The sequence below is a fragment of the Pseudomonas sp. S8 genome, from assembly GCF_050473925.1.
Taxonomy (GTDB): domain Bacteria; phylum Pseudomonadota; class Gammaproteobacteria; order Pseudomonadales; family Pseudomonadaceae; genus Aquipseudomonas; species Aquipseudomonas parakoreensis.
In genome coordinates, this window is sequence record NZ_JBFDVZ010000016.1 from 1,164,103 (window position 1) to 1,190,584 (window position 26,482).

Annotated in this window: 21 protein-coding genes and 1 tRNA gene; 18 read left to right on the forward strand and 4 right to left on the reverse strand. The window is 59.5% G+C overall.

Going from position 1 to position 26,482, the window contains the following annotated elements; translation table 11 throughout:
* Positions 1-85: 85 nt before the first annotated feature.
* The 7 genes from fdnG (at position 86) to AB1J88_RS06540 (ending at position 9,157) form a co-directional block, all read left to right on the forward strand.
* Positions 86-3,151, forward strand: a complete 3,066-nt coding sequence (fdnG, locus tag AB1J88_RS06510) for a formate dehydrogenase-N subunit alpha (protein ID WP_430290547.1) — start codon at positions 86-88, stop codon at positions 3,149-3,151.
* Positions 3,152-4,087: a formate dehydrogenase subunit beta gene (fdxH, locus tag AB1J88_RS06515; protein WP_430290548.1), complete on the forward strand. Its 936-nt coding sequence runs from the start codon at positions 3,152-3,154 to the stop codon at positions 4,085-4,087. It abuts the gene before it with no gap.
* Positions 4,084-4,749: a formate dehydrogenase subunit gamma gene (locus AB1J88_RS06520; protein WP_414904611.1), complete on the forward strand. Its 666-nt coding sequence runs from the start codon at positions 4,084-4,086 to the stop codon at positions 4,747-4,749. The genes fdxH and AB1J88_RS06520 overlap by 4 nt, the downstream gene beginning before the upstream one ends.
* A 3-nt stretch (positions 4,750-4,752) precedes the next feature.
* Positions 4,753-5,679 carry a formate dehydrogenase accessory protein FdhE gene (gene fdhE, locus AB1J88_RS06525; RefSeq protein ID WP_430290549.1) on the forward strand — a complete coding sequence of 309 codons (927 nt, stop codon included), beginning with the start codon at positions 4,753-4,755 and terminating at the stop codon, positions 5,677-5,679.
* 49 nt (positions 5,680-5,728) lie between these two features.
* Positions 5,729-7,141, forward strand: coding sequence for an L-seryl-tRNA(Sec) selenium transferase (selA, locus tag AB1J88_RS06530; protein ID WP_430290550.1), 1,413 nt, complete (start codon positions 5,729-5,731; stop codon positions 7,139-7,141).
* Positions 7,138-9,054, forward strand: a complete 1,917-nt coding sequence (gene selB / locus AB1J88_RS06535; protein WP_430292668.1) for a selenocysteine-specific translation elongation factor — start codon at positions 7,138-7,140, stop codon at positions 9,052-9,054. Before selA ends, selB begins: the two co-directional genes overlap by 4 nt.
* A gap of 7 nt (positions 9,055-9,061) precedes the next feature.
* A tRNA-Sec gene (locus AB1J88_RS06540) sits at positions 9,062-9,157 on the forward strand.
* Positions 9,158-9,282: 125 nt separating this feature from the next.
* Here AB1J88_RS06540 and AB1J88_RS06545 read toward each other — a convergent pair.
* Complete coding sequence (locus AB1J88_RS06545) at positions 9,283-10,575, reverse strand: OprD family porin (RefSeq protein ID WP_430290551.1); 1,293 nt, start codon at positions 10,573-10,575, stop codon at positions 9,283-9,285.
* Between the two features lie 194 nt (positions 10,576-10,769).
* Positions 10,770-12,152 (reverse strand): aspartate aminotransferase family protein, encoded by a 1,383-nt coding sequence (locus tag AB1J88_RS06550; RefSeq protein ID WP_430290552.1) that lies wholly within the window; start codon positions 12,150-12,152, stop codon positions 10,770-10,772.
* Positions 12,153-12,311: 159 nt separating this feature from the next.
* Between AB1J88_RS06550 and AB1J88_RS06555 the strand changes: the two genes are divergently transcribed.
* Both AB1J88_RS06555 and AB1J88_RS06560 read left to right on the forward strand, forming a co-directional pair.
* Positions 12,312-12,917 carry a TetR/AcrR family transcriptional regulator gene (locus AB1J88_RS06555; protein ID WP_041064099.1) on the forward strand — a complete coding sequence of 202 codons (606 nt, stop codon included), beginning with the start codon at positions 12,312-12,314 and terminating at the stop codon, positions 12,915-12,917.
* Positions 12,918-13,089: 172 nt separating this feature from the next.
* On the forward strand, positions 13,090-14,712 hold the full coding sequence (locus tag AB1J88_RS06560; protein ID WP_430290553.1) for a mechanosensitive ion channel family protein: 1,623 nt from the start codon (positions 13,090-13,092) through the stop codon (positions 14,710-14,712).
* A gap of 23 nt (positions 14,713-14,735) precedes the next feature.
* On the opposite strand, the gene AB1J88_RS06565 is transcribed toward AB1J88_RS06560, so the two are convergent.
* Both AB1J88_RS06565 and AB1J88_RS06570 read right to left on the reverse strand, forming a co-directional pair.
* Entirely contained in the window at positions 14,736-15,377 is a 642-nt protein-coding gene (locus AB1J88_RS06565; RefSeq protein WP_430290554.1) for a DUF3313 domain-containing protein, read from the reverse strand.
* Between the two features lie 65 nt (positions 15,378-15,442).
* The gene (locus AB1J88_RS06570; RefSeq protein ID WP_430290555.1) at positions 15,443-15,766 is read right to left on the reverse strand and encodes a hypothetical protein; all 324 of its coding nucleotides are present in this window, start codon (positions 15,764-15,766) and stop codon (positions 15,443-15,445) included.
* A gap of 165 nt (positions 15,767-15,931) precedes the next feature.
* Between AB1J88_RS06570 and AB1J88_RS06575 the strand changes: the two genes are divergently transcribed.
* The 9 genes from AB1J88_RS06575 (at position 15,932) to AB1J88_RS06615 (ending at position 25,588) form a co-directional block, all read left to right on the forward strand.
* Positions 15,932-16,642 (forward strand): response regulator, encoded by a 711-nt coding sequence (locus AB1J88_RS06575; protein ID WP_041064082.1) that lies wholly within the window; start codon positions 15,932-15,934, stop codon positions 16,640-16,642.
* Positions 16,639-17,967, forward strand: coding sequence for an ATP-binding protein (locus tag AB1J88_RS06580; RefSeq protein ID WP_430290556.1), 1,329 nt, complete (start codon positions 16,639-16,641; stop codon positions 17,965-17,967). The genes AB1J88_RS06575 and AB1J88_RS06580 overlap by 4 nt, the downstream gene beginning before the upstream one ends.
* A 62-nt stretch (positions 17,968-18,029) precedes the next feature.
* Complete coding sequence (locus AB1J88_RS06585) at positions 18,030-19,214, forward strand: DUF2252 family protein (RefSeq protein WP_430290557.1); 1,185 nt, start codon at positions 18,030-18,032, stop codon at positions 19,212-19,214.
* A gap of 93 nt (positions 19,215-19,307) precedes the next feature.
* Entirely contained in the window at positions 19,308-20,597 is a 1,290-nt protein-coding gene (locus AB1J88_RS06590) for an NAD(P)/FAD-dependent oxidoreductase (RefSeq protein ID WP_430290558.1), read from the forward strand.
* Between the two features lie 13 nt (positions 20,598-20,610).
* Positions 20,611-21,168: a helix-turn-helix domain-containing protein gene (locus AB1J88_RS06595; protein ID WP_430290559.1), complete on the forward strand. Its 558-nt coding sequence runs from the start codon at positions 20,611-20,613 to the stop codon at positions 21,166-21,168.
* Between the two features lie 21 nt (positions 21,169-21,189).
* Positions 21,190-22,536 (forward strand): glutamine synthetase family protein, encoded by a 1,347-nt coding sequence (locus AB1J88_RS06600; protein ID WP_430290560.1) that lies wholly within the window; start codon positions 21,190-21,192, stop codon positions 22,534-22,536.
* A gap of 493 nt (positions 22,537-23,029) precedes the next feature.
* Positions 23,030-23,560, forward strand: coding sequence for a TIR domain-containing protein (locus tag AB1J88_RS06605; RefSeq protein ID WP_430290561.1), 531 nt, complete (start codon positions 23,030-23,032; stop codon positions 23,558-23,560).
* Positions 23,553-24,776 (forward strand): toll/interleukin-1 receptor domain-containing protein, encoded by a 1,224-nt coding sequence (locus tag AB1J88_RS06610; RefSeq protein ID WP_430290562.1) that lies wholly within the window; start codon positions 23,553-23,555, stop codon positions 24,774-24,776. The genes AB1J88_RS06605 and AB1J88_RS06610 overlap by 8 nt, the downstream gene beginning before the upstream one ends.
* Positions 24,773-25,588 carry a hypothetical protein gene (locus AB1J88_RS06615; protein ID WP_430290563.1) on the forward strand — a complete coding sequence of 272 codons (816 nt, stop codon included), beginning with the start codon at positions 24,773-24,775 and terminating at the stop codon, positions 25,586-25,588. The genes AB1J88_RS06610 and AB1J88_RS06615 overlap by 4 nt, the downstream gene beginning before the upstream one ends.
* Positions 25,589-26,482: the final 894 nt, after the last annotated feature.

Below are 26,482 nucleotides of genomic sequence, written 5' to 3' on the forward strand. Positions count from 1 at the left end.
AAGCCGGCAGCCATTCTGCCGTAACCGTGTTTGTCCAGAAAAAGCCCGGCTCAAGTACCGGGTTCCACCTGATCAGGAGTGCACGATGGATCTCAGCCGTCGTCAATTCTTCAAGGTCGCCGGTATCGGCCTTGCAGGCTCTAGCCTGGGCGCGTTGGGCATGGCTCCGACGCAGGCCTTCGCCGAGCAGGTGCGTCACTTCAAGCTTGCCCACACTCATGAAACCCGCAACACCTGCCCGTATTGCTCGGTCGGTTGCGGGTTGATCATGTACAGCCAGGGCGATGCCGCGAAGAACGTCGCGCAAAATATCATTCACATCGAGGGCGACGCCGACCACCCGGTCAACCGCGGCACCCTGTGCCCGAAAGGCGCCGGCCTGCTGGACTTCATTCACAGCCCGGGTCGCCTGCAGTACCCGCAGGTGCGCAAGCCCGGCAGCAGCGAATGGACCCGGATCAGCTGGGATGAAGCGCTGGATCGCATCGCCGATCTGATGAAGGCCGACCGCGACGCCAACTTCATCGAGAAAAATGCCACCGGGCAAACGGTGAACCGCTGGCTCACCACCGGGTTTCTCGCCGCGTCGGCAGCGTCCAACGAAGCGGGCTACATCACCCAGAAGGTGATTCGCAGTCTCGGCATGCTGGGGTTCGATAACCAGGCGCGTGTCTGACACGGCCCGACGGTGGCAAGTCTTGCCCCGACGTACGGCCGTGGTGCCATGACCAATACCTGGACCGATATCGCCAACGCGAATCTGATCCTGGTGATGGGTGGCAACGCCGCAGAAGCGCATCCGTGCGGCTTCAAATGGGTGACCGAGGCCAAGGCGCACAACGCTGCCCGGCTGATTGTGGTCGACCCGCGTTTTACCCGGACCGCTTCGGTGGCCGACTATTACGCGCCGATCCGCACCGGTACCGACATCGCCTTCATGGGCGGATTGATCAATTACCTGCTGACTCAGGACAAGATCCAGCACGAGTACGTGCGCAACTACACCGACGTTTCGTTCATCGTCAAAGCCGGGTTCAGCTTCGAAGACGGTCTCTTCAGCGGCTATGACGCGGCCAAGCGCAGCTACACCGACAAATCCGGCTGGGGTTACGAGTTGGGCGAGGACGGCTTCGTCAAGGTCGACCCGACCCTGCAGGACCCGCGCTGCGTCTATCAATTGATGAAGCAGCATTACAGCCGCTACAACATTGATCTGGCGAGCCAGATCTGTGGGATGCCGGTCGAGGCGATGCAGAAAATCTGGGATGAGATTGCCACGTGCTCAACGCCGGGCAAGACCATGACCATCCTCTATGCCCTCGGCTGGACGCAGCACTCGATTGGCGCGCAGATCATCCGCAGCGCGGCGATGGTGCAATTGCTGCTGGGCAACGTCGGCATGCCCGGCGGCGGTGTGAATGCCTTGCGCGGCCACTCGAACATTCAAGGCCTGACCGACCTTGGGCTGCTGTCCAACTCGCTGCCGGGCTATCTGACCCTGGGGGGCGATGCCGAGCAGGACTTCAACGCCTTCATCAAAAAGCGCACGCAAATGCCGTTGCGTCCGGGGCAGCTGTCCTACTGGCAGAACTACAGCAAATTCCACGTCAGCCTGATGAAGTCGTGGTACGGCGCCAACGCCACCGTCGAGAACAATTGGCTCTATGACCATTTGCCGAAACTCGACATTCCCAACTACGACGTGCTGAAAATGTTCGACCTGATGAGCCAGGGCAAGGTCAACGGCTACATGTGCCAAGGCTTCAACCCCATCGCCGCGCTGCCGGACAAGAACCGGGTCATGGGTGCACTGGCCAAACTCAAGTGGCTGGTGGTGATGGACCCGCTGGCCACCGAGACCTCGGAGTTCTGGCACAACGTCGGGCCGTACAACGACGTGAAAAGCGCGGAGATCCAGACCGAAGTGATTCGCCTGCCCACCACTTGCTTCGCCGAGGAGGACGGCTCGCTGGTCAACAGCAGCCGCTGGCTGCAATGGCACTGGAAAGGCGCCGACGGCCCCGGCGAAGCGCAGACCGACATTCGCATCATGAGCGAACTGTTCCTGCGCCTGCGCAAGCGTTATCAGGCCGAGGGCGGCAAATTCCCCGACCCGCTGCTGAAACTGTCGTGGCCGTACAAGATCCCCGACGAACCTTCGCCGGAAGAACTGGCGAAGGAAATCAACGGCAGCGCCATGGCCGACTTCACCGATGCCAGTGGCGCGACGGTCAAGGCCGGTTCGCAACTGGCGGCATTCGCTCAGCTCAAGGACGACGGCAGCACCGCGTCCGGTTGCTGGATCTTCGCCGGCAGCTGGACCGAGGCCGGCAACCAGATGGCCCGGCGTGACAACGCCGACCCGTATGGCATGCACCAGCATCTGGGCTGGGCCTGGGCGTGGCCGGCCAACCGGCGGATTCTCTACAACCGCGCTTCGGCAGACGTCGCGGGCAAACCGTGGGATCCGAAAAAACGTCTGGTGTGGTGGAACGGCAAGGCCTGGGGCGGCACCGATGTGCCGGACTACAAGGCCGATGTACCGCCGGAAGCCGGGATGAACCCGTTCATCATGAACCCCGAAGGCGTGGCGCGGTTCTTCGCCGTCGACAAGATGAACGAAGGGCCTTTCCCCGAGCACTACGAGCCGTTCGAAACGCCGATCGGCATCAACCCGCTGCACCCGCAGAACAAGAAAGCCACCAGCAACCCGGCGGCGCGGATCTTCGATTCGGTCTGGGAAAGCCTCGGCGAAGCCAAGGACTTCCCGTACGCCGGCACCAGTTACCGGCTGACCGAGCACTTCCACTTCTGGAGCAAGCATTGCAAGTTGAATGCGATTGCCCAACCCGAGCAGTTCGTCGAAATCGGTGAAGTGCTGGCGAAGGAGAAGGGCATCGCTGCCGGAGATCGGGTGCGGGTCAGTTGCAAGCGCGGGTTCATCGAGGCGGTGGCGGTGGTGACCAAACGCATCCGGCCGCTGCAGGTCAACGGCCAGGTGGTGCATCAGATCGGCATCCCGCTGCACTGGGGGTTCACCGGTCAGACGCGTCACGGTTACCTGACCAACACTCTGGTGCCGTTCCTCGGCGATGGCAACACACAGACCCCGGAATCCAAGTCATTCCTGGTCAACGTGGAGAAATTGTAAATGGCCAGCCAAGACATCATTGCCCGCTCGGCCACCACCACGGTGCCGCCCTCGGTGAGGAATCAGCAGGAAGTCGCCAAGCTGATCGACACCACCAAATGCATCGGTTGCAAGGCCTGCCAGGTCGCCTGCTCGGAATGGAACGAGCTGCGCGACGAGGTCGGCCACAACCACGGCACCTACGACAACCCGCTGGACCTGAGCGCAGAAACCTGGACCTTGATGCGTTTTACCGAACACGAAACCGACGCCGGCAACCTGGAGTGGCTGATCCGCAAGGACGGCTGCATGCATTGCGCCGAACCGGGGTGCCTCGCGGCCTGCCCAAGTCCCGGGGCGATCATCAAGCACGCCAACGGCATCGTTGATTTCGATCAGGATCATTGCATCGGTTGCGGTTATTGCATCACCGGTTGCCCGTTCAACATTCCGCGCATCTCGCAGAAAGATCACAAGGCCTACAAATGCACCTTGTGTTCGGATCGGGTGGCGGTAGGGCTGGAGCCGGCCTGCGTGAAAACCTGCCCGACCGGCGCCATCGTCTTCGGCAGCAAGGAAGACATGAAGGAGCACGCTGCCGAACGCATCGTCGACCTGAAAAGCCGTGGCTTCGACAATGCCGGGCTGTATGACCCGGAAGGCGTCGGCGGCACTCATGTGATGTACGTGCTGCACCACGCCGACACGCCGAAGATCTACGCCGGATTGCCAGAGGCGCCGGCCATCAGTCCGCTGGTGGGCTTGTGGAAAGGTATCAGCAAGCCACTGGGCTTGCTGGCAATGGGTGCGGCGGTGCTCGCCGGGTTCTTCCACTACGTGCGTATCGGGCCGAATCGCGTCGAGGAGGATGAACATCCGACACCACCGGATACTTCGGTGCACGTTGTCGATCCGGCGGTGCACACCTTCGATCCACGCGGGGAGGACCGGCCATGAGCAACAAGACGATCCTGCGCTACACCGCCAACCAGCGCACCAATCACTGGCTGGTGGCGATTCTGTTCTTCATGGCCGGGCTGTCCGGGCTGGCATTGTTTCATCCATCGATGTTCTGGCTGACCCACCTGTTCGGCGGCGGGCCGTGGACGCGCATTCTGCACCCGTTCATGGGCGTGCTGATGTTCGTGTTGTTCCTCGGTCTGGTGTTCCGTTTCTGGCGCGCGAACTTCTTTATCGACAACGACGGGAAGTGGCTGCGCCGCATCGACCGGGTACTGGTCAACGATGAAGAAAGCGTGCCGCCGGTGGGCAAATACAACGCCGGGCAGAAGCTGCTGTTCTGGACTTTACTGCTGTGCATGCTCGGCTTGTTGTTCACCGGGCTGGTGATCTGGCGCGCGTATTTCAGCGCGTACTTCGGCATCACCGTGATTCGCTGGGCCATGCTCCTGCATGCGCTGGCGGGGTTTGTGCTGATCCTCAGCATCATCATTCACATCTACGCCGGGCTGTGGATCAAGGGCTCGGTGGACGCGATGCTGCATGGCTGGGTCAGCCGCGCCTGGGCCAGGAAACACCACGAACTCTGGTATCGCGACATCACCCGTAATGAACGCACTCCGGACGTGCCGGAGCGACCGATCACCAAAAAGGGCTGACTTTTGCCAACCATTCTTGAACCTGGGGAAATCGAAGCGGCGGCCAGTTCGCCGCCGTTTCTGCACCTGCCGCCGCACAACCTGTTCACTTTGCGCGCCCAGCGTCTGGAGCAATTGGCTCATGGGCATCCGCTGGCTGATTACCTGCGACTGATCGCCGGATTGTGCCGGGCTCAGCAGCAGGTTTTCGATGATCCGCCGCTGACGGCATCGTTTGATCAGCAAAGGATCGAAGCCTGTCAGCAACATGGGTTACCGCCGTTCGCCGCCGACACACTGGTGCGCGAAGACGCTTGGCAGGCTTATCTGGATGCTTTATTGCAACGTTACGTGGCGCCCGAGCAACCCGCCGTAGTCGACGCGCTCGCCACATTGCGCGGTGCCAGTGCCGGGCAATTGCGCGCGTGGGCGGTGGCGCTGGTCAGCGGTCAGTATTCAATGGTGCCGGCGGCGCTGGTGCCGTTCCTCGGTGCCGGCCTGCAAGCGGCGTGGAGCCATTGGCTGCTCAGCGCACCGTACCTGCAACTGAAACCCGGCGACAGCCTCAGCCAATGCCCGGGCTGCGGCTCACCGGCGATGGCCGGGGTGATCCGCCATCGCGGCAAGCACAACGGTCTGCGTTATCTGGTGTGTTCGCTGTGCGCCTGTGAATGGCATGTGGTGCGGGTCAAGTGCGTGTATTGCGAGTCAAGCAAGGGGCTGGATTACCTGAGCCTTGAGGATGATCGCCACGCCGCCAATCAGGCGCCGATTCGGGCGGAGGTGTGCCCGAGCTGCAACAGCTATCTGAAGCTGGTGTACCTGGAAAACGATGCCGAAAGCGAAGCGCTGTCGGCGGATCTCACCAGCCTGCTGCTCGACATGCGTCTGGCGCAGGACGGTTATCAGCGCCTGGCACCGAATCTGTTGCTGGCGCCGGGAGACGAATGACCAGAACGTCTACACTCGCCGGACAGTCTTGTTTTTTCGGGAGTGGCTGATGTCCGCAAGTGTGGCCCCGCGTTTACCTTCCATTGATGGGTTGTTACGTCACCCGGCCTGTCTGCCGTTGGCCGAGCGTTATGGGCGTGAGTCGTTGCTGGCCAGTTTGCGCCAGTTGCTCGATGAGTTGCGTTCCAGCGTATTGAACGGGCAATTGTCGGCGATTGAAATCAGCCCCGACGTGCTCGCCGGCCGCGTCGGCGAACGTCTGGCCCAGCAGCAGCGCAGCAACGTACGGCGGGTGTTCAACCTGACCGGCACGGTGCTGCACACCAACCTCGGCCGGGCGTTGTTGCCGGAAGAAGCCATCGACGCGGTGCAGATGGCCGCACGTTATCCGCTCAATCTGGAATTCGATCTGGCGACCGGCAAGCGCGGTGATCGCGACGACCTGATCGAAGGCCTGATCCGCGAACTGACCGGCGCCGAAGCCGTCACCGTGGTCAACAACAATGCCGCGGCGGTGCTGTTGACGCTCAACAGTCTCGGCGCGCGCAAGGAAGGCATCATCTCGCGCGGCGAACTGATCGAGATCGGCGGCGCGTTCCGCATCCCCGACATCATGGCCCGCGCCGGCGTGCGCCTGCACGAAGTCGGCACGACCAACCGCACCCACGCCCGCGACTACGAAGCCGCGATCAGCCCACGCAGTGGCTTGATCATGCGCGTGCATGCGAGCAACTACAGCATCGAAGGCTTTACCGCCCGGGTGCCCACCGCCGAACTGGCCGAACTGGCCCATCGGCATGGTTTGCCGTTGCTGGAAGATCTGGGTAGCGGCAGTCTGCTCGACCTGACTCGCTGGGGCCTGCCAGCGGAACCGACAGTAAGGCAGGCGCTGCTTGATGGCGCGGACATCGTCACCTTCAGTGGCGACAAATTGCTCGGCGGGCCGCAGGCCGGGTTGATTGTCGGGCGCAAAGACTTGATCGCGAAGATCAAAAAGAATCCGTTGAAGCGCGCCTTGCGGGTCGACAAGTTGACCCTGGCCGCACTGGAAGCGGTGCTTGGCCTGTATCGCGATCCGAATCGCCTCGCCGAACGTCTGCCGAGTTTGCGGCTGTTGACTCGTCCGCAAGCCGAGATCCTCGCCCAGGCTTGTCGTTTACAACCGGCGATGGCTGGCGTCTTGGGTGAACCGTGGCAGGTCAGCGCTGTGCAGGCCTTGGGCATGATCGGCAGCGGCAGCCAACCGGTGGCGCGGTTGCCGAGTGCGGCGCTGTGTCTGCGCCCGCAGGTGTCGAAACGCATGCGCGGGCGTTGTCTGCTGACTCTGGAAGCGGCGCTGCGCGGGTTACCGATCCCGGTGCTCGGGCGTATTGACGATGATGCGCTGTGGCTCGATCTACGCCAACTCGACGATGAACCGGCGTGGCTGGCGCAGTTGCCGCAGTTGCAGGTCGAGTCGTGATCGTCGGCACCGCCGGGCACATCGACCACGGCAAGACTTCCTTGCTGCAAGCCCTGACCGGGCAAACCGGCGACCGCCGCCCGCAGGAGCGCGAGCGCGGGATGACCATCGACCTCGGTTATCTCTACGCGGAGCTGGAGCCCGGTGCCGGGCTGACCGGGTTCATCGATGTACCGGGCCACGAAAAATTCACCCACAACATGCTCGCCGGCGCGCAGGGCATCGATCTGGTGTTGCTGGTGGTGGCGGCGGACGACGGGGTGATGCCGCAAACCCGTGAGCATCTGGCGATTGTGCAGTTGCTGGGCATTCCCCGGGCGCTGGTGGCGATCACCAAATGTGACCGGGTCGAACCGGGCAGGGTGGAAGAGGTTGAACGTCAGGTACTCGACCTGCTGGAAACCGGGCCGTTTGCCGAAGCACCGATGCTGACGGTGTCCAGCGTGACCGGGCAGGGCGTCGATGAACTGCGCCAGAACTTGCTGCAGGTTCAACGTGAAGTCCATGAGCGCAGCCGCGAAGGTGGTTTTCGCCTGGCCATTGATCGCGCCTTCAGCGTGGCGGGCGCCGGGATCGTGGTGACTGGCACCGCGTTGTCGGGCGCGGTTTGCGTCGGCGATAAACTGGCCCTCGGGCCGTCCGGTAAAGCGGTGAGGGTGCGCGGGTTGCACGCGCAGAATCAAGCCGCCGAACAAGCCTTCGCCGGGCAACGGGTGGCGCTGAATATCAGTGGTGACCGGTTGACCCTGGAGCAGATTCATCGCGGCCAATGGCTGCTGGCCGAGTGGCTGCACGCACCGACGCAACGGGTCGACATTGAATTTCAACTGCTGCCTGGCGAGCGCACGTTTGAACACTTTCACCCGGTGCACGTGCACCTCGGCACTCAGGACGTCATCGCCCGTGTGGCATTGCTTGAAGGCCCGCGTTTGCGTGCCGGCGAGCGCATGTTCGCGCAATTGCTGATCAACGCCCCGGTGCACGCGGTGAAGGGCGACCGCCTGATCCTGCGTGACCAGAGCGCGCAACGCACCCTTGGCGGCGGTCAGGTGCTCGACCCGTTCGCCCCGGCCCGGCAGCGCCGCAGCCCGGAACGGTTGGCACAGCTGCAAGCGCTGGCCGACAGCGACAGTCTTGAGCAAGCGCTACCACTGCTGCTCGACCACAGCGCGGGCGGCCTCGATCCGCAACGGCTGGAGCGTCAGTTCAATCGCCCGCGTGAAGACTGGTCACTACCGGCCAACGTGCGCCTGATCGATACCCGCCAAGGCCCGGTGCTGTTCAACGTGCAGCGCTGGGGGCAATTGAAGTTCACCCTGTTGGAGCAGTTGGCCAAACTGCATGAGCTGGAACCGGACCAGATGGGACCGGATCGCGACCGTCTGCGACGCTTCAGTGGTCTGGCGCTGGAGCGCTCGACCTTTGCCAGCCTGCTGGAAGAACTGCGCAGCGCCGGATCGATCAACGCCAGCGGGCCGTGGCTGCATCTGCCAGATCATCAGGTGCGTTTGAATGCCGAAGACGAAACCCTGTGGCAACGCATGCAGCCGCTGTTCGAAGAGGCCGGCTACGATCCGCCGTGGGTGCGCGATGTTGCGAAAATGCTCGGTGAAGACGACGCGGGGGTGCGCCTGCTGCTGCGCAAACTGGCGCGCCTGGGGCTGATGCACCAAGTGGTGCGCGACCTGTTTCTGTCTGCCGGGCAACTGCGGCGCATGGCCGACGTCCTGTTGCAACTCGAGCAGGAAAATCCACAGATCCAGGTGACAACTTTTCGTGATGCGCTAGGCTTGGGACGCAAACGCTGTATTCAGTACCTGGAATACTTCGACCGCGTCGGCCTGACCCGACGCATTGGCGAATCCCGCGTGATTCGCCACGATAATGCGCTGGCCAGTGCCGACGCACCCTGAGTTCAAAGGAAGGCAATCGCGCCCGGTGGCGCGGCCGGGCTTCAAACCCGGTTGGGGACGGCATCCGTTCCCGGGCAGGTTCGACTCCGGCTGCCTTCCGCCAATTACCGCAGCATTCACGACGCACTGAATCCCCTGTGGGAGCGTTGTCGGCGGCTTCGTGGAGTCTTTCCAGTCGATGGATTCGTAGGCGACGTCGGCTCTGAGTCTGGGTTTAACCACCCGCCATCAAAACCCCAGCGGATACTGAATCACCACATAAATCCGGTCGATATCATCGCCGGCCTGTGCCTCATTCGCTCGGTGCGAGACGTGCGACAGCTGCACCGACAAATCCTTCGCCGCTCCCGATTGCACACTGTATTTCAGGTCAATGTCCCGTTCCCAATGCTTGCCACCAGCGCCTTGCTGCGGCTGATAGTCGCCGGTGTCGGCATCGAACAGGTTGTACGCGCCGCCCTTGGGCGCGTGGGTGCCGTCGATGTGGCTGCCGCGAACATATCGGGTCATGAAGGTCAGGCCGGGGATGCCGAAGGCGCCGAGGTCAAGGTCGTAGCGTGCTTGCCAGGAACGTTCACCGGCGCCGTTGAAGTCGGCGTATTTGATCGAATTGGCGAGGTAGATCGAGTCGCCGCCCACGAAATCGAACGGTGTATCGCCATTGATGCGTTGCCAGCCGAGCATCAATCCATGCGGGCCAAAGTTGTACTTGCCGGACAGGCTGAACGCCGTGTTATCGATGGCGCCGGCCAGCGCGCGGCCGGTATCGCGGGTGTGGTAGAGGTTGGCGTCGAGCAGCAGGCCGGACTGTTTGACGTGCAGATTGGCGTAGTACTGATGCCAGGTGTCTGTCAGTTCCGAGGCGTACAGCGAACCACCGACGGGTCTGTCGCCATACAGGTCGGCGCCGAGAAAACTGATTCCGCCGGCCTCGGTGGTGGCGCCGTAGCCGGAAAAGTCGCCGTGGCTTGAAGAACTGTCCTGATTCTTGAACGCGGTGAAGTGTCCGGCCGTGAGGTTTACGTTGTCGATTTCACGGCTGTTCAACAGTAAACCTGTGGCGTATTCCGGTTGCAGGCGTTTGTCCGAGGTGTCGAACACCGGGGTTTCCACGGTCATCTCGCCGAACGCGAGGGTCGTTCGCGAAACCTTGAGTTTGAACGCGCCGCCGGCGCTGGAGTAGTTCGGTTCACTGCGACCGCTGCTGTCGACCGGCAACAGCCCCGTGCCGGAATGACCTTTGCCACCGTCGAGTTTCAGGCCGAGAAAGGCGTGGGCATCGATGCCGAAACCGATGCTGCCCGGTGTGTAGCCAGAGGTGAACGTGCCAATAAAACCCTGGGCCCATTCCTGCTTATAGTTTTTGCCGGCAGGCGAGGGCGAGCGGTAGTCGTTGCTCAGGAAGAAGTTGCGGCTGAGCACGTCGGTTTTGGCGTCGTTGAAGAAGTCGCTGGCGAAAACAGTGTCGGTCGCTGCGCAAAGCAGGGCCAACAGTGCAAAGCGTGGTGTCGAGGGAGCCATCGAGGGAGACCGACAATCAGGGAAAGTCTCCGATGATGGGCACGATCAACCGGGCCGGATTGAGCCGATGTGCTGAGTTCAACCGAGTGCCCTTGTGGGAGCTAGCCTGCTAGCGAAGGCGGCCTGCCAGTCGATATTAATGTTGAATGACACTCCGCTTTCGCTAGCCGGCTAGCTCCCACAGGGGCTATGGGTTACAGGCGGCCGTATTCGCGAGCGGTCCGATCCACGGCGATGCGCGTTTTGTCGACCAACTCATCTAGCTCCGCCCGCGTAGCGATCAATGCCGGGGCCATGATCATTCGGCCCAGCGTCGATCGAATGATCAGGCCTTCCTCAAAACCAATGGTGCGGCAGCGCCAGGCGATGTCGTTCTCGTTGGCAAAGCGCTTGCGGGTGGCTTTGTCTTCGGCGAACTGCAATGCTGCCACCAGCCCGACGCCCTGAACCTCGCCCACCAGCGGGTGGTTGCCGAACACTTCGCGCAGGCAGTTCTGCAAGTACGGGCCGGTGTCGTTTTTGACCTGTGTGACCACGCCTTCATCGCGCAAGGCCTTGAGGTTGGCGATGGCCACCGCCGCCGCCACCGGGTGACCGGAATAGGTCAGGCCGTGAGCGAACACGCCGCCTTTTTCCACCAGTGCTTCGGCCATGCGTCGCGACAGGATCAGGCCGCCCATGGGGATGTAGCCGGAGGTCAGGCCTTTGGCGATCGACAGCGTGTCCGGTTCAAAACCGAAGGCCTGGTGCGCAAACCATTCGCCGGTGCGACCAAACCCGCCAATCACTTCGTCGGCGCACAGCAACACGTCGTACTTACGGCAGATGCGCTGGATTTCCGGCCAGTAGGTGGCGGGCGGGATGATCATGCCGCCGGCGCCCTGGAACGGTTCGGCGACGAACGCGGCGACCTTGTCGGCGCCCAGTTCAAGAATCTTGTCTTCCAGTTGCCGCGCTGCCTGCAGGCCGAACTCTTCGGGGCTGAGGTTGCCTTCGTGGGCGAACCAGTACGGCTCATCGATGTGCGCGACGTCAGGGATGGTGCCGCCCATTTCGTGCATGAATTTCATGCCGCCCAGCGCCGTCGCGGCGAGAGTCGAGCCGTGGTAGCCGTTCCAGCGGCCAATCATGATTTTCTTCTCGGGCTGGCCCATCACCTGCCAGAACTTGCGCACGGTGCGGATCAGCACTTCATTGGCTTCGGAGCCGGAGTTGGTGTAGATCGCGTGGCTGTAGTGCCTGGGCAGCAGGCTGAACAGCAGTTCGGAGAGCTCGATCACCTGCGGGTGAGTGGTGTGGAAGAACATGTTGTAGTAGGGCAGTCGTTGCAGCTGCGCGGTCGCGGCGGCGGCCAGATCCTTGCGCCCGTAACCGAGGTTGGTGCACCACAGGCCAGACATGCCGTCCAGGTAGCGCTTGCCGTCGTTGTCCCACAGCGCCAGGCGATCCCCGCTGACCATCACCCGCGGGCCTTCCTCGTTGAGCGCCTTCTGGTCGACGAAGGCGTGAATGTGGTGGGCGGCGTCGGCGGCCTGGTAATCGCGGGTGCTGCGGGTCGGATCGAATTCGGCGGACATGGCGGTTCTCCAGAGAAACGGGGCAAGTGAGTGCGCGTTCATTCCAGCGGTGCACGGCTAATATTTGTCACTTAAAAATATTTTTGTAAAGAAAATATTTGTCGGTGAAAAAAGAAATCCGTAGGCTGACGCCCATCAGCAAGACAGGACACCAGCACCATGAGCGGGCTCAGAGAACGGCAAAAGGAACAGCGCAGGGAAGTCATTGCGCAGGCGGCGCTGGAGCTGTTCATCAGTAACGGCTTCGGCGCGACCACGCTGGAGCAAATCGCCAATCAGGCCGGGGTTTCCGCGCCAACGGTGGTCAATTATTTTGGTGGTAAACAGGAAATTTTGCTGGCCTTGCTCAAACAGCCGGACGAGCAGGCGATGCGTGATGCGCGGGCCAATCTGGACGACGACAGTGATCCGCTGGAGGCGCTGTGCGAGTTTGAAGGCTTGATGACCGACTACCAACTGCAAGCGATGCCGGCCTCGCTGTGGCGTGAATTGGCGCCGTTTCTGCTCACGGGTGAACTGGCTCAGGCATTGAGTCCGTGGAATGCGGCGGTGATCGAGGAGACCAAAGCGCTGCTCGGGCATTTCCAGACGCAGGGCAAGTTGCGTGCGTCGGTCGATCTGGACGTGGCGGCAACGCTGTTCAACCAGTACGCGAACATGGCGTTCATCCGTTTGGCGACCCAGGAAGTGCCGGACCGACCGGCGCATGCCTTGCACATGCGCGGGGTGCTGACGCTGTTGTGTCACGGCATGCTGGAAGGTTGAACGGACTGACAGGTCCGACCCGTCAGAGGCGAAGGCTGTCCGCAGAGTGAATGGCAGCAATGAAGAAATACTGTCACCACCCTCATCCTGCAAGCCGATCTGACAACCGTTCAGCGCTCAACTACGCTGCCTTACGTATTCCTCTGACACCCGGGCGTAAGGAAACACGCGCATGCGAAGCAGGCTGCTGGCGGTAGCGATGATGGTCTGTGCCTTGCTCGGGTCCGCAGGTGGCTGGGCGCTTGAGGAGACGGCAAAGCCTGCGAATGAAGCGGTGGAGCTCAAGGTCGCCAACCGCAGCATCATGCTGTTTCGCGCGACGCTGCTGGGCGAATCGCCGGCGACGCGGGTCAAGCGAGCGAAGACGGTCATCACCGAGGCGCTGGACGAGTCGGAGAATCTGACGGTCTCGATCGACCCCATCCAGAACAGTTACATGGTTTTACTGGGCGACAAGCGCGCGTTCATCGTCGCGCCCAAGGACGTTGATGGCCTCGAATACGCCTCAGTGCAGCAGGCTGCCGAAGGCGCGGCCGAGAAACTGCGCCAGGTGGTCACTGAAACCGGGGAGGCGCGCAGCCTGCACCTGATCCTCAGGTCTCTGGCGCTGGCCGCAGCGTCCACGGTGATCTATGTCGGCTTGCTCTGGTGCCTGGCCTACCTGCGTCGCAAGTTGCTGAGCAAATTGCCCGAGTTGATGGAGCGCCATACCCAGGTGCTGAAAGTCGGGCGGGTCCAGTTGATCGACGCCAATTTCCTTTATCCGTTGGTCAGTCGCCTGCTGTTGGTGTTGCGTTGGCTGGTGATTGCGCTATTGACCTATGAATGGCTCGGGTTTGTCCTGTCGCGATTTCCCTACACCCGGCCATGGGGTGAAAGCCTCAACAACTACCTGTTCGAGTTGGCCGGCTATCTGCTGGATGGCATTGTCGGGGCGATTCCCGGGCTCGGCGTGGCGCTGGCCATTTTCTTTATCGCCCGTGGGGTGACGGCGTTTGCCCGGCGCATTTTGCGGCGCATGGCGACCCCGGGCACCTTCAGTTGGCTGAACCATGAGACCCTGCAACCGACCCAACGCCTGACCTCGCTGGCCATCTGGCTGTTTGCCCTGGCGATGGCGTATCCGTATCTGCCAGGCGCCGGCACCGATGCGTTCAAGGGCTTGTCGGTGCTGATCGGCCTGATGATTTCCCTCGGTGCCACCAGTGTGGTGGGGCAGGCGGCAGCCGGATTGATCCTGACCTACACGCGCACTTTGCGCCCCGGCGAGTTCGTCAGGATCGGCGAATATGAGGGCACCGTCACCGAGCTGGGCATGTTCACCACACGCATCCGCACCGGGTTGGGTGAAGTGCTGACGCTGCCCAATTCGATGATCACCGGCACCGTCACCAAAAACTACTCGCGCACCGTGAAGGGTCCCGGTTACGTGGTCGATACCGTGGTCACCATCGGTTACGACACCCCGTGGCGGCAGGTCGAGGCGATGTTGCTGGAGGCGGCCCGCCGCACGCCGGGTGTTCTGGAAGACCCGCCGGCTCAGGTGTTCCAGACTGCCTTGTCGGATTTCTATCCCGAATATCGCTTGGTGGCGCAGGCCATTCCGAGCCAGCCGCGCCCGCGTGCGGTGTTGCTGAGCATGCTTCACGCCAATATTCAGGATGTGTTCAACGAATATGGCGTGCAGATCATGTCGCCGCATTATCTGGATGACCCGCAGCAAGAGAAGCGAGTGCCGAAGGACAAGTGGTTCACGGCCCCCGCACAAAAACCGGAGGGTCAGGATTTGCCTTAGTCAGTGCCGTTCTTTGGGGGGCGTCAGCGCCGGATCGCGGCATACGACTTGCCCAGATCGCTGGCCCAGCCGTCCAGCACGCCTTTGACGTCATCGGCAGTCAGCACTTGTTTGTCGTTTTCCAGCGGCACGCCGGTACCCTTGCGCACCACTTCGGCGACCACTTCGCCGGTGGAGCCGTCCTCGAACGAGACTTCGGTGGTGATTTCGCTGTCCTGATCGCGGATGCCGGTGGCGGTGCTCACGCCGGCGGCAACCAGGGTCACTGGCAGCCATTCATAAAAGCGCAAGCCTTGGGTGCTGGCGGCGACGCGGGTAATCGCTGGTCTGACGGTCAGGGTATTCGGCCCGGGTTGCGATACCAGGTGCATGACCTTGCCCAGTTCCAGCCTGAGCGCGGCGTCGTAGTAGTCGGTGACGCCGGACAGCGTGCTCAGCGGAACTCGCTCGGTCGGCGCGACGCTGGGGTAGAACTGACTGGGCGCCAGATAGGCCTGGGTGTAACGCCCTCGGGCCAGCGCCGGGCTGACCCAGCCCAGCACAGTCTGCCCGGATGGCGATGTGTGCTCGCTCAGCACGCTGTAATCGTGCAGAATTCCCGTGTACTTCTGCGGTTCAACGGTTTTGCTGCTGCAGGCCGACAGGCTCAGAGACGCTGTGCACATCAGTGTCATCAAGCAATGGCTTTTTATCATGCGAATCCTTGTTTTGCGCTTTTGACCCACGTCGTTCAAGCGCGGGCAGTGATTGGGGAGGAGAGCGGCGGGGTGTTGTCCGAGCATTCGATGTGCAGCTGGCCGTGGCTCATGATCCACTGGATGAGGTCGGCGGTCGGAATCGAATGCACGTACTCCACCCATCGGGCGTCTGCCGGGTCGTACTGTTCGAAATAGCGGCGCAGGACGATACGGCTTTGGTTATCTGACAGGCCCAGGCAGAACTCCTGAAACAGCAACGGCGTACTCTGATCAGGCGCGCTGGTGCGCTGGCTGAGAATCAACGGATAGCGGGCGTCGTGGCCCTCGGCGGTGTACCTGTCGTGCAATGCGCTCATTGAATGCCCCCCGGTTGTCGATGGCGAGCAGAGTGCCTGAGGGGTTTTGCCGCAGCATGTCCGCTTGATGTCCGCGACGAAGGAATGTTGCTCGATTGAAATATATGACCTGGCGGCCAGAATGGTTTTAGATGCGTTCTTTTTTGGCCTGAGGATCCTGTGCCCGTGAGCAGACTGCTGATCGTCGACGATGACGTGGAAATTCTCGCCCTGCTGAAGAAGTTCTTCGTCCAGCACGCCTACGAGGTCGATGTCGCCGCTGATGGCGCAGCGATGTGGGCCGCGATTGCCCAGCAGCGCCCGGACACGATCATTCTCGATCTGATGCTGCCCGGTGAAGGCGGCCTGAGCCTGTGCCAGAAAGTGCGGGCGCAGATGGGCATTCCGATCATCATGCTGACTGCCATGGGCGAATTGAGCGACCGGATTGTCGGCCTCGAACTGGGTGCCGACGACTACGTCACCAAACCGTTTGCCCCGCGTGAACTGCTGGCCCGTCTGCGCGCCGTGCAGCGTCGTGCCGGTGAGCAGGTCAGCCCTGTCAGCGAACCTTCGCGACCGGTGATTGCTTTCGCCGGTTGGCATCTGGATATCACTTGTCGCGAACTGCGCTCCCCGGAAAACGTGATGATTCCGCTGTCCGGTGGCGAGTTTGATCTGCTGGTGGTGTTTCTCGAACACCCGCAACGCATTCTCACCCGCGAGCAACTGATCGACCTGTCTCGCGGCCAGGGCCACGACGCCTTTGATCGCAGCATCGACGTGCAGGTCAGCCGCTTGCGCCGCAAGATCGAGCCGGACAGCAAGCGTCCGGACCTGATCCGCACCGTGCGCAACGGCGGTTACCTGTTCACCGCCAAGGTCACGCGCGCATGATCCGTCGCTTCCTGCGCCGTGATCCGCTGAGTCGGCGGATCGCCCTGACCATCGTCGCGGCCATGCTCGCTTCGCTGGCGCTCAATTTTCTGTTCGTGGAGGTGGCAGGGACCTGGGCGCGACCACCGATTGAGCGCACCGGGTTGCTGGAGCAGATTGCGGCGACCGTCAAGGTGATCGAGGCTGCACCTGCGCCTTTACGCCCGAAACTCGCGCACGCGGCAACCGGCCCGACGCAGGAGGTGACGTGGAGTGCGCAACGTGACGAACTCGGATTGCCAGCAGGGGGTACGCAGCTGATCGCCAACAAGACGTCGGGGTTGCATCAGTTGCTGGGTGATGAGCGAGACATTCGGGTGTTCAATCCCGCCGACTGGCCGAGCGGAAGTCCGCTGGCGCGCTACGCGGCGCTGATTCAACTGCCGGATGCCAGCTGGTTGTTGTTCTCTTCGCCTGAGCGCTCCTGGGGCCTGGACATCGGCACACGCATCGCGATCATCATCGCCCTCGGTCTGATCGCCACCGTGCTGGTGGCCTGGCTGGCCACGCAGCAACTGGCCAAACCGCTGCAACGCTTTGCCAGTGCCGCCCGCCGCTTTGGCGGTGATCTGCGCGCGCCGCCGATAAAAGTCGAAGGCCCGGACGAGATCCGCCAGGCAATCATCGCTTTCAACACCATGCAGGCGCAGATCCAGCATTACATCAGCGAGCGCACGCACATGCTCGCGTCGATCTCCCACGACTTGCGTGCGCCGCTGACCCGCATGCGCCTGCGCAGCGAGTTCATGGAGGACTTTGATCATCAGGGCAAACTGATCCGCGACATTGAAGAAATGCAGTCGATGATCAACGCTGCGCTGGCGTTCTTTCGGGAAGACACTCAACCGGAGCAAAGCACTGCGTTCGACCTGTCGGAGTTGCTGCAGACCATCATCGACGACTACCGCGACCAGAACATCGCCATCGATTTCCATGGCCCGGCGCATCTGGTCTACGAGGGCCGCCCGCTGGGAATCAAGCGTGTGATCGTCAATCTGCTGGAAAACGCCGAAAAGTACGCGCAGCAGCCGGCCATTACCTTGAGCAGCGATGGCTACAGCGTTTGCGTTGACGTCAGCGACGAGGGGCCGGGGATTCCCGAAGCGTCGTTGCAGCGGGTGTTCGACCCGTTCTTCCGCCTGGAAACCTCGCGCAACCGGGAAACCGGTGGCGTCGGGCTCGGGCTGTCGGCGGCGCGGGCGATCGTGCGCGAGCAGGGCGGCGAACTGACGTTGAGCAATCGCAGCGGCGGCGGCTTGCAGGCTCGGGTTGAGTTGCCTTTGTAATACTTTGAAACATTTGCGCGTGACGGACGGTCAACAGGACACATTCTCTGCAAGAAGCGTCCATGAAAACCCCACGGCCTTCCGCACGCCTCGAACCGCTTTCACAACTTCGCAATCTGAAAATGGCCCGTTCCGCGCACGCTTATGTGCGCGGCAGTACGGTGCAGTTTTATGAGTGGCTGCACAGCCAGCCCGGGCGCCGCCTGCCGAAAGGGCCGGCGGTGTGGATCTGCGGCGATTGTCATGCCGGCAATCTGGGACCGACCGGCGATCTGAAAGGGCGCATCGATATCCACATCCGCGACCTCGACCAGACGGTTATCGGCAATCCCGCGCATGACCTGGTGCGACTCGCACTGTCGCTGGCGACTGCCGCCCGGGGTTCCGATCTGCCCGGTGTGGCCACGGCGCGCATGCTCGAGGAGATGATGCGCGGCTACGAGCAGGCGTTTGAAGACGACGTCGACAAAGAGCCGCCACGCCCCGCGCAAGTCAAGGCCGGGATGCGCAGCGCAGTGCAACGCACGTGGAAGCATCTGGCCCAGGAACGCATCGAAAACACCAAACCGACCATTCCGCTGGGCAAGCACTTCTGGTCGCTGTCACGCGAAGAGCGCAGTGCGCTGAAGACCCTTTGCGCCACGCCAGATCTGCACACGCTGGTGACCTCATTGAAGGGGCGCAACAAGGACGACCGGGTGAAAATGCTCGATTCGGCCTATTGGGTCAAAGGCTGCAGTTCGCTGGGGCTCAAGCGTTATGCGGTGCTACTCGGTGTGGGCGAGGGTGATGACGAGGAATATTGCTTGCTCGACGTCAAGGAGGCCGTTGCCGCCGCAGCCCCGCGCGTCGCCCGCACCGCGATGCCCCGCGACAACGGCAAACGTGTGGTCGAAGGCGCGCGTTTTCTCTCCCCGGGCCTGGGTAACCGGATGATCGCCACCCGGCTGCTCGACCATGGCTTCTTCATCCGCGAACTGCTGCCACAAGACATGAAACTGGAGCTCGATCAGTTGAGCCAGACCGACGCGATGCTCGCCGCCGGCTATCTGGCCCGGGTCGTGGGGCTGGCCCATGCCCGGCAGATGGACATGAGCACCCGGGCGTCATGGATGCGTGAACTGCAAGCGTGCCGCTCGAAGACACTGGATGCGCCGTCGTGGCTGTGGTCCAGTGTCGTGCAATTGGTGGGTCGTCATGAGAAAGGCTATCTCGAACATTGTCGGCGTTATGCGCTGGAGCATTGATCTGTGTGAGTGAAACAGTTGTCGGTTGCCGATATGAAATTTGTTCTGTAGATTTTCATGAAATTATAAGAAATAAATTTCATGAGGCGCCGAATGTTTCAGCAATCCCAGCAGCATGTCGCCAGTTATTACGCCCACAGTTGCGCCGATATTTTCAGTACACGGCCGGCGCTGGAAGGCGCGCACGACACCGACGTGGTGATCATCGGCGCCGGATTCAGCGGGCTGCACACCGCGCTGCGTCTGGCCCTGGCCGGCAAGCGCGTCACCGTGCTGGAGGCCAGTCGCGTGGCATGGGCCGCCTCGGGGCGTAATGGCGGGCAGGCGATTCTGGGCTGGTCATGCGACATGCCGCCGCTGGAAGCTGCGCTCGGCTATGAGCGCGCCCGTCGCCTATGGGACGGCATGCGCTGGGCCGCGCAGGAACTGCGTGAATTGCCAGGGCGACACGGTTTTGATTGCGACTATCGCCCCGGCCATTTGTGGACCTCGGTGATGCCGCGTCGGGTCAGCCTGCTGACTGAATGGCAACACGAAGCCAGTCACAAATGGGGCCATGACGGTCTGCAATTCATTCCCCGTGAAGACCTGCCGCAATGGGTCGCCAGCGATCGTTATCAGGCGGGGCTCTTTGACGCCGAAGGCGCACACCTCAATCCGCTGAAACTCGCCCTTGGGTTGGCCGCCGCCATCGAGCGCGCCGGCGGGCGTATTCATGAGCAAAGCAAAGCGCTGAGTTATCAGCAGGAGGGCGACGGTTTCCGGGTCAATACCGAGCGCGGTTCGGTGAACGCCGACGTGCTGGTGCTGGCCTGCAACGCCTATCTTGATGAACTTGATCCGCAACTCTCCCGTTGCATCCTGCCGGTCGGCACTTATCAAGTCGCCACCGCACCGCTGACGCCGGAGCAAGCCACGGCGTTGCTGCCGAGCAACGTCTGCGTGACCGACAACCAGTTCGTCCTTGATTACTTCCGCCGCACGCCGGACAACCGCTTGTTGTTCGGCGGCGGCTGCACCTATCTGGGTGGCATGCCCAAGGACATTGCGGCGGCGACCCGGCCGTTTCTCGAACGGGTGTTCCCGCAACTCAAGGGCGTTGAACTGCAATTCGCCTGGGGCGGGCACATCGACCTGACCATGAACCGTACGCCGGATGTCGGCGGCGAGGGCAACCGTTATTGGCTTCAGGGTTATTCGGGGCACGGCGTGCTGCCGACACTGGCCGCCGCCCGTGCGGTGTCCGATGCAATTCTCGGCGAGACGGATGAATTGGCGTTGTATCAGGGCGTTAGCAATGGCCGTTTCCCCGGCGGCAAGCACTTCGCCGCACCGCTGGAAGCCATCGGCAAGGCCTGGTATCGGCTGCGCGACAGTATTTGATGAGATTTTGACCATGAACAAGCAAGAAGAAATCGCGGCGCTGGCGATCCTGATCCACGACCTGCGCAAGCACAAGAAATGCACCCTCAAGGAACTGGCGGACAAAATCGGCCGTTCGGTGGGGTTTCTCTCGCAAGTCGAACGCGGCCTGTCGCGCCCGACCGTGGCCGACCTCACCGCGATCAGCGAAACCCTCGGCGTGCCGACCACCTATTTCTACAGCCTGCCCAAACCCAGACAAGTGCCGTGGGTCACCCGTCCGGACGAGCGCCGCACGCTGTATTACGCCAGCGGCATTACCGACATTCTGGTATCGCCGCAGATGCGTGCCTCGTTCTCGATGCTCGAAAGTCATCTGGAACCGGGCGCGAGCAGCGGCGACCGGCACATGAGCGACAGCTCGGAGCAGGGCGGTTACGTCCTCGAAGGAGAACTGACCTTGTGGCTGGGCAACGACGACGAGCCGGTGACCTTAAAGGCCGGCGACAGCTTTCAATTCGACAGTCACACCCATTGTCGCTACGGCAACCTCACCGGGCAGCTCACCCGTGTGCTCTGGGTCTACACCTGATAACAACAAAGGATGAACACGATGGACGCTGTCTGCTCTGACCTGCTCGCCGAAGTGCGCGCGTTTCGCCAACGTTACCCCGAGGTGCGTTATGTCGACCTGATTTCCCTGGACATTCCGGGGCATTTTTACGGCAAGCGCTATCCGGTGGACATGCTCGAAAAAGTCGCGGCGGGAAGCGCCTTGAAACTGCCGCAGAACTGCGTGTTGCTGGGCGTGCAGGGCGGTCTGTTCAAGATCGGCGATTACTGCTTCAACGACGGTGATCCGGACGCCGTGCGCCGCTTGGTGCCAGGCACGCTCAAGCCCGTGACCTGGGAAAATCTACCGCTGGGGCAGATGCTGATCACCTCCGACGGCACCGCCAAACCGATCGAATTCGAACCCCGCGAGGTATTGGCGAAAGTGCTGGATCGACTGGCGGCCAAGGGCATTCACCCGGTGGTGGCCTTCGAACTGGAGTTCTATCTGTTCGACAAAAAACTGCGCGACGGGCTGCCGCAATTCCCTCGCGACGAGCTGAGCGACGACGCCGATGATCAGCCGAACATGCACATCGAACGACTATCGCGTTTCGCCCCGGTGCTTGACGACATGGTTGAAGCAACGCGGGCGCAGGGCATCGATGCCACGGTGATTACCGCAGAGCTGGGGCCGGGCCAGTTCGAAATCAATTTCGGCCATCTGGACGACGGTTTGCGCGCCGCCGACTGGGCGGCGCTGTTCTGTCGCAGCACCCGCGGCGTTGCGCTCAAGCACGGCTATCGCGCCAGTTTCATGGCCAAGCCGTACGTGCAGCATCCGGGTAGCGGCATGCATGTGCATGTCAGCCTGTATGACGCCGCCGGCAACAATCTGCTGGCCGCAAATCACCAACAGCCGCTGCGCCATGCAGTGGCCGGTTGCCTGGAATTGCTGCCGCACAGCATGCCGATTTTCGCGCCGAACCAGAACGCCATGCGCCGCCTGAGCGGCACGGTAAACACCGCGACCAAGGCGAGCTGGGGTTACGAGGATCGTGACGCCTGCCTGCGCATCCCCGAGTCGGATACGAAAAACCTGCGCATCGAATACCGGCTGGCCGGCGCCGACGCCAACCCGTATCTGGTGCTGGCGGCGATTCTGGTGGGCCTGGAACATGGTCTGGCATCAGGCAAGGAACCGATCCCGCCCCTCAACGATGACCGCAACAGCGGCGTCGCTTTCCCCACTGAGATCCTCGACGCCGTGCGCGCTCTGCAACACCAGCCGCAACTGCGTGCAGGACTGGGCGCCGAGTTTGTCGACGTGTATTGCGAGAACAAACGTCAGGATCACCTGGCATTCATGCAGGAGATCAGTGCGCGGGAGTATCGCTGGTATTTGTGATCACTGGTTCAGCACAACACATGAATCGGGTGCAGGGGCCGCGATGTCCGGTTGGAAATAGTTGACTTTGGTTGGCAGCTATCGGCCAGAAGCCGACCTTCGTGAAGGGTCAATATCGACCCAATTCAGCCGGTCAGAACCGACAGATGCCAATCAATTGCAGTCAGTACCCCGTATCCGCCAAAGTGTTTCTTATCATCTTACTGCTTCGCGAATTGACAGCTTCGGATCCGTAACCATGCAGCTCTCAGCCATCACCCCAAATGCATTGACTGCCAATTCTAGGAGCGTTAATTGACTGGATGATGCCCTGCGTCACAAGGGGATCGACAGTCTGTCCGACCACTTTCGAGATCCTAATATCAATCCTCCGAATTTCGCACGATAATTCTAATAACGAGGGGTTGCATACCCTGTACCGGTCTTGATATTAGTAGCTACCTCGCACTATACCGCGCGCGCGTTCACAAGAAACTCAAGGATCGATGAACCAATGAACCTCCAAGAAATTTTGAAATCTCTGGAAAAGCCTGTTAAGCATAAAATTTTCGTTAGCTACCACCACAAACTAGATCAAGCTTATTACGACGCGTTCTCTAAACAATTTCATGATACCCATGAAGCAATACACGACGCTTCCTTGGATAATGAGATAGAAAGTGACGACACTGAATATGTAATCCGGAGGATTCGCGAGGAATACATAACCGGCACTTCCTGCACAATAGTATTGATTGGCGCAGAGACTTATCAAAGAAAGTATATCGACTGGGAGATAAAAGCAACCCTTGACAAAGAGCATGCTCTTCTCGGTATCTACCTCCCATCTGCACCAAGAAACGGAGTTAACATAACTGTACCAATTCGATTAGCTGACAACGTCCGAAGTGGATATGCGGTATTCACAAGCTGGAAGAATGCAACTGAGTCGCCAGAATCTCTTGATAAGTACATCAGCGAAGCAAAGGGGAAATATAAATCACTTATAGACAATAGCCGCGACAAGAAGAAACGCAATGGTTGACGCAAACTGTAGCGATCTCGCAAAACCATTTTTCGTTATTTATGTCGTATGGCACCCAAGCTTTAAATCAGGGGAGGAAATTGCCAATAAAATAATGCAACACTTTCGACGTGATATTTACAAAAACATCGTAGGAGGTGCCGGAATCCCAGTGGTATTTCGCAGCGCCTGTATGCCTGACCATGAAAAGCCTATAGCAATTAATACCGAGGACTCTCAGACATCCGCTATCATTGCGCTGGTGGACGAGAAACTCTGTGAATCGCAGCACTGGATTGACTACCTTAAGACCCTCTCAATCACGACCGTAGAGTCTAATAAAACTGGATTCAACAGCCTTCTATTCCCTGTGTCCATAACTAAAGAAGTGCTACATAGTGCTAGCTTAGTTGAGCAAGCACTAAGATGGGATTCATGGATAGGTGATAAAAAGGAAAAAACAAAACGTTTAATCAGCGAACTTACCTATGAATTTTGCCGAATACTCAGGCATCAGCTTGCGCAGCTCGAACACCCAGATATTAGGAATTTGGAGAACTATCTAAAGAAAGTACAAATATTCTTAAGCCACTCCAAACATGATAGCGATGGTACTGAAATAGCCTCAGCCATAAGAAAGAGAATACACGAAGGCCATGGCCTCTCTTCGTTCTTTGACGTTAACGACATTCCAGCAGGGCTCAGGTTTGATGAGGTCCTAATAGCGCAGGTGCGCGTCAGCGCGATGATAGCAATTCACACAGATTCCTACTCGTCAAGGGAGTGGTGCCGGAAGGAAATCATTGAAGCCAAGACTTGGAATGTCCCGCTTGTAGTTGCTAATAGCATAAACAACATGGACGAAAGAGGGTTCCCATACATGGGGAATGTGCCTGTGGTTCGTCTCGGCTATGATGCTACAGATGCTTCTCGCATAGACATTGTCATCAGCAGACTTCTTGACGAGGTTTTGAAAGACTTCCTCTGGCGCTGTCAGACCCACGAAATAAAAAAGCAGCTTCAAGGAAAAGCATTCCTCATTCCACGTCCGCCTGAGTTGATATCGCTCTCTTGTGTTCCTGAGGGACCTGAAGACATCGAAGGCCAGCAAACAGAAATTTTACTAATATACCCAGATCCTCCATTGAGTACTGAGGAGGAGAGATTGATCAATAGGGTTGCGCCTAACGTGCAACTGAGAAGCCTAGCCGAATGGAAAGCGGGGGCTACCAGGTGAGTTACAAAGAAGTCTTAGACGGCTCGAAAATCTCTATATCGATTTCAGAGAGCGAGAACATGGCAGGACTGGGTCTAAGTGAGGCCCATCTCGTGGACGCAATGTGTGAAACTGCACGTCACATGCTTGCTCTAGGCGCAACAATAACCTACGGAGGCGATCTTCGAAATCATGGCTTTACAAAGATACTATACGAGCTTGTATCCAGGTATCGTAAAGATTCTGATGATCAAAATAACCTGGCAAGCGTAATCAGCTTTCTTGCATGGCCAGTATTCGTACACTCAAAGTTTGACGAATTGCTCGCGTTGACGAGCGAAATGGATGGTACGGCCGAAATAAAGATTATTGACGAACAATCCAACACGTTGTTACTTGAGGATGCTGGTCGTCTAATGCCTGGTGCGAAGTTTAATTGGTCCTCAGGGCTTACTGCAATGAGGAAAGCAATCACTGACGACTCGACAGCTAGGATTGTCCTTGGAGGGAAAACTTCACAATTTAACGGCATCATGCCAGGTGTTGCGGAAGAAGTTTTTATATCCCTACAAAGCCATAAACCCGTTTTTCTGCTAGGGGGGTTTGGCGGCTGTAGTCGAGAAATCTTGGATCTAATGGGTGTCGAAAATCAGTTCGCTCCGTCGAGGCCAGTCTGGCCCCATGCTAATGTGTTCACACAATACCAACTAGAGGACCTGAAAAACGGCCTTACAACGGAGGAAAACGTCGTACTTGCCAACACTCCTCACATTGACCAAGCAATTGTTTTGGTCATCCGTGGGTTAATGAATCTGATCGCTCCTAGTTCCTAGACTTTTTCAGGTTCTGCCAGCTTGCAGATAGTGTTGTGAGAAATGTTTCGGAGGGAGGGCGTTCTAACAGGCCACCAATGATTCATATGCTTATGAGGAGAATGCTTTGCTTCTTGAACAGGCCATTCAGGCTGCAAAGAATCTTAAAATATTGCGACAGAGGCAGTCAGTCGAGCGCTAGTATCGCCGCTACTGGAGAGCGATCACATGATTGTTGCATCGTAGCTGCGGGCTAGCGTTACGTAGGTAAAGGCGTCCTCCGGATTGGCTAGATGTCTATCGATATCTGAAACAAAAAATAATGGGCGTTATATGAGTCAGATTGAGGTCATACATGAGCGGAATTGTTTCCCGAATCAACCAAGGAAGATATGACTCTGAGCAAAGCTTGCTGAATCTTCGGATAATGCCATTAATAAAAATCGTACGGATGTTATTGATTCGGTAAATCAGTGTCTTAAAAAGTGCCGCCCCAAAATTTATGAACGGCTGGTAGGGCCTGTTTGTTAGCGTAAAAGAGACAAAAAATTCAGGTGTTACTTTAATAATTCGAAAGCTCTGCATGATATTTTTCAGGAAATCATAGGTAATGAAGTGCATTTTCATTCGTTAATATGTGATGCTTGCTGGCAAAAAGATATCACAAAAACTTGGGGCTATTATGGTTGAGCAAGAAAATTAAATCCCTATAAAACGTGGGACGCTTTGTGTGAAAAACGTGCGCATGCAAAATTTGTTGAGTAAGTTTGCTCTGTTTTAGTATTTTTTTTGCATCTGGCCGGTGCATCCTTTGTCATTGATCACTTCTGGCCGACTCCCGCCTGTCGTGACCGGTAGAGACCGGCCAAAGCTGTCTCTAGTCGTTGCTATTCACTCATGAAAAAGGGGACGAAT